3 protein-coding genes and 1 pseudogene are annotated in these 3,312 nt (G+C 67.3%); 3 read left to right on the top strand and 1 reads right to left on the bottom strand.

All coding sequences use genetic code 11. The annotated features are described in order from the left end of the window. The 3 genes from EAO75_RS44270 to EAO75_RS44260 form a co-directional block, all read left to right on the top strand. A partial coding sequence (locus EAO75_RS44270) for a WD40 repeat domain-containing protein (RefSeq protein WP_148000788.1) occupies nucleotides 1-1,016 on the top strand: 1,016 nt, incomplete at its 5' end. A gap of 84 nt (nucleotides 1,017-1,100) precedes the next feature. After that, nucleotides 1,101-1,748 carry a DUF2599 domain-containing protein gene (locus EAO75_RS44265; protein WP_222724041.1) on the top strand — a complete coding sequence of 216 codons (648 nt, stop codon included), beginning with the start codon at nucleotides 1,101-1,103 and terminating at the stop codon, nucleotides 1,746-1,748. 96 nt (nucleotides 1,749-1,844) lie between these two features. After that, nucleotides 1,845-2,033 (top strand): hypothetical protein, encoded by a 189-nt coding sequence (locus EAO75_RS44260; protein WP_148000786.1) that lies wholly within the window; start codon nucleotides 1,845-1,847, stop codon nucleotides 2,031-2,033. Between the two features lie 834 nt (nucleotides 2,034-2,867). Here the strand turns inward: EAO75_RS44260 and EAO75_RS44250 are convergent. Then, nucleotides 2,868-3,167, bottom strand: a pseudogene (locus EAO75_RS44250) (DNA polymerase III subunit alpha); the annotation flags it as partial. Between the last annotated feature and the right edge of the window lie 145 nt (nucleotides 3,168-3,312).

Below are 3,312 nucleotides of genomic sequence, written 5' to 3'. Positions count from 1 at the left end.
CCGTCAGCGCAGCGCGCTTCAGCCCTGATGGGCGGAAGCTGGCTCTGGGCAGCAGTGACCTGCAGCTCCTGGAAGTCAGCAACCCGCAAGCACCGCGCCGGCTCGGGCCCGCCTTGTCCAACCCGGACGGCTTTTCCGGCACGGTCGCCTTCGCCCCCAACGGCCGCCTCCTCGCCCAGGGCCACGGCCGATCCGGAACCGTACAACTCTGGAAGCTTGGCAGCTCCACCCACATGACTCGGCTGGGCCCCCCGCTCAAGGCGCATCCTCTACAGGTGGAGAGCCYGGCCTTCAGCCCGGACAGCACCACGCTGGCCACCGGGGCACGTGACGGAGCCGTGCATCTGTGGGATGTGCGAACACCCGAGCGTCCCGCCTTGTTGGCCACTCCCGGCGAGTTCGCCGGCATGGTGACCGACGTCGGATTCGCATCCAACGGCAAGCTCCTTGTAGCCGCAAGCGCAGACAAGACGGTCAGGCTCTGGGACGTCAGCAACCCCGGCAGGCCGCGCCCCCTGGGCGAGCCCCTCACCCCGGCTCAGCACTACGTCTACTCGGCCGTGTTCAGCCCGGACAGCACCCTGCTGGCCGTCGGTCTCGCTGACAGCACCGTCCGGCTCTACGACCTCACCCACCCCAGCCATCCGAAAGCCATCGGGAAACCACTGACCGGTCCCGATGGCTATGTCTTCGCCCTCGCCTTCACCAGCGACGGCACCGGCCTGGCTGCAACCGCAGGCGACGGCACGGTATGGCTGTGGAACCTGCATGGACGCGACGTGCCCACGGTGTACGCGACGCTCCGGATGGGCAGCGGCGCCATGTACCCGATCAACTACAAAGCCGGTACACGGACTTTGRTCGCTGGCGGTGACGAACAGAAGGCGTGGATCTGGGCCACCGACGTCGATGACGCGATCGCACTGATCTGCCGCACCACGGGTGCCCCCCTCACCCGCGAGGAGTGGGCCAAGTACCTGCCTGTGGATCGCAGCTACAAGCGGCCCTGCCCCTGAATTCACTTGCTCACAAGTGTCCAATCGCTGTCCGACCTTGGCTTTTGGGCCTGTATCCGTGCGTCGGAGATGGCCGCGGCCGCCATGCTGATTGCATCCACGCAACATCAACGGGCCTTCACGGCTCACCTCCTGAAGGGAACTCAAGCGTTCATGAAGCGAGCAAAGCTCCCCCGCCTCGCCGCCCGCAAGTCGGCGGCAGGCCTCCTCGCACTGGCGGCAGCCGCGTTCGGTGTGATGGGGCTCGCACCGTCTGCGGAGGCTGCTCCCGCTGCGTACTGCGGGCCGAGCAAGTATGTCGAAAAGATCGAAGTCGCTTCATGGGGCGACAACCAGTTCCAGATCGTGCTGACACCCACGCAGGAGGCCCGGTTGAATGCCGCCTTCTCGCCCACTCCCCGCGACGCGGTCGTCGAGCAGTGGCACGCAATCCAGGCATGCGTGCCGGGACTGTACGGAGGGCTGGCCGACACTATCTGGGACCAGCTGGAATGCCACCAGCTGAACTCGTGGATCGCAGTGCCTCAAGAGGGCAGCAAGTGGATCACCGGGGACACGTACGACCTGGAAAGCTGGCGGCCCGTGCTCCCCCGTCTGGTGCCAGGGGAAGCTCTCATCGTCACGCGGTGTCTGAACAGTTTGGGTGTTGACCCGGCCGGGCCGTTCAGCAGCCCCATCCGGCCCGATGCGGGCCAGGTCGACCTGCAGCAGGCGATGAGGAACTTCGCCTGACAAGCCTTGAGGCAGGGCCGGGGAGATTCCCCGGCCCTGCCTCAAAGCGCGGTATAGGGCCGGATCACAACCGCTGCTTCTGCTTCCTGCTCAGCGATGCCGGTGGCCACGGACACCTGCCGTAGCTCGACTGGCGAACCCGGCCGCGGCGCTTTGGTAGGTGACGAGGCCTGGTTCGAGGTCGGCAACGCCGTGCAGGACGGTGAGCTGCTGCCCGGCGAAGGGGCCCGGCTCGCCGCCCGCTTCCGCCAGGAACGCGACTTCGGCATCGTCAGTGCTCGTTGAGGCAACCGCAGTTGAGATACACCGATCTCACCCCATCGAACTCGGTGCCCGGCCGACGGGTGGCGACCTCAGAGGGGCAGCCAACTGCTGACGCCTCAGTTCTCAGGGTGGGCAGAGTCACTGGATGGGCCTTCTGCGTGGAGACTTGAGGCGTCATAGGTGTCCAGCCCAAGATCCTTGCGTCGCTGTCTCAAGGCACTCAGACGATCACAGTCTCCTTCGGTGTCGGGGCGTTCGACACCATGCCTACTGGGCCGACGGCCAGCTGTGTGAGTCCTTCGAACCGGGTCAGAGAATCTCACTACGGGCCAGTGGCTGCCATGTTCTCTGGGACGCGACCGAGCGTCACCGTGCAGCAAAACCCAATCGGCGCGCGGCCTTTGCAGCTCTTGAAGCCGTCAGCAGCATCGTAGGGTGAAGCCTCCCTGCTGGCGTGGCCGAAGGCCCCCTACTCAGCGTTGTCCTGCCGTGGTCTTCACTTGGGTCATCATCAACGACACCCCCGGTCGTTTGCGCGTCAAAGGGAACTCGGCCGCCACCTCGGAAGTTTGCAGCTCCCTCTTCCTCCCTTGCCCGGTTCACCAAACTGCTGCGCATGGGCCCCGCCGGCGCCACCCCCCGTTGGTTCATCCGGTCCAACCCCGAGCTGGCCGAGCCCTTCGAACCCAGCCCCGAGATGCCCGAGTTCATGGTCTGTGTGCGCCGCGACACCGGGCGCTACGCCGGGTACCTCGAACTCGACTACGACAGGGGTGAGATCGGCGGCATTCTCGCCCCCGACCATCGAGGCCAGGKCCTCGGCGCTGAACTGTTCCTGGCGGGCGTGGAGTTCGCCTGGCGCAGCAGGCGCATCGCCGAACCGGCCTCCTCTCCCGCGCCGACGACCGCCGGCTCGGGAAAGTGCGGCCGGCCAAGTCCCAGGTCGCGCACCGGATCGACGGTGCAGCTCTCGCCCGTCGCCTCGGTCTCGGACAGCAGGGCCGCGGCGCGCCCGCGGCCGGCACCGGCCGCGTCGGCGATCCGCTGGGTGGCCGTCGCCATGGCGGCCGGAGCCTTGAGCCAGCGCTCGCCGCCGTCCAGGTGGCGGCGGTCGATGGGCCGCAGCAGCCTCGCCGCGTCCAGCACGTCGGCCAGCCGGTGCTGTTCGGGGTCGACGTAGCGGACCGCATTGGTCAGCACCGCGCGCACACCGAGCTGGTCGGCCAGACCGACGGTCCGCGTACTCAACCGACGTCATGTGTCAGAAAACACGAGGCGGGCCCACCTCACCGGGACCGGG

This window comes from Streptomyces sp. UW30 (genome assembly GCF_008042075.1).
Lineage (GTDB): Bacteria > Actinomycetota > Actinomycetes > Streptomycetales > Streptomycetaceae > Streptomyces.
This window is presented reverse-complemented; position numbering and strand designations above follow the sequence as displayed.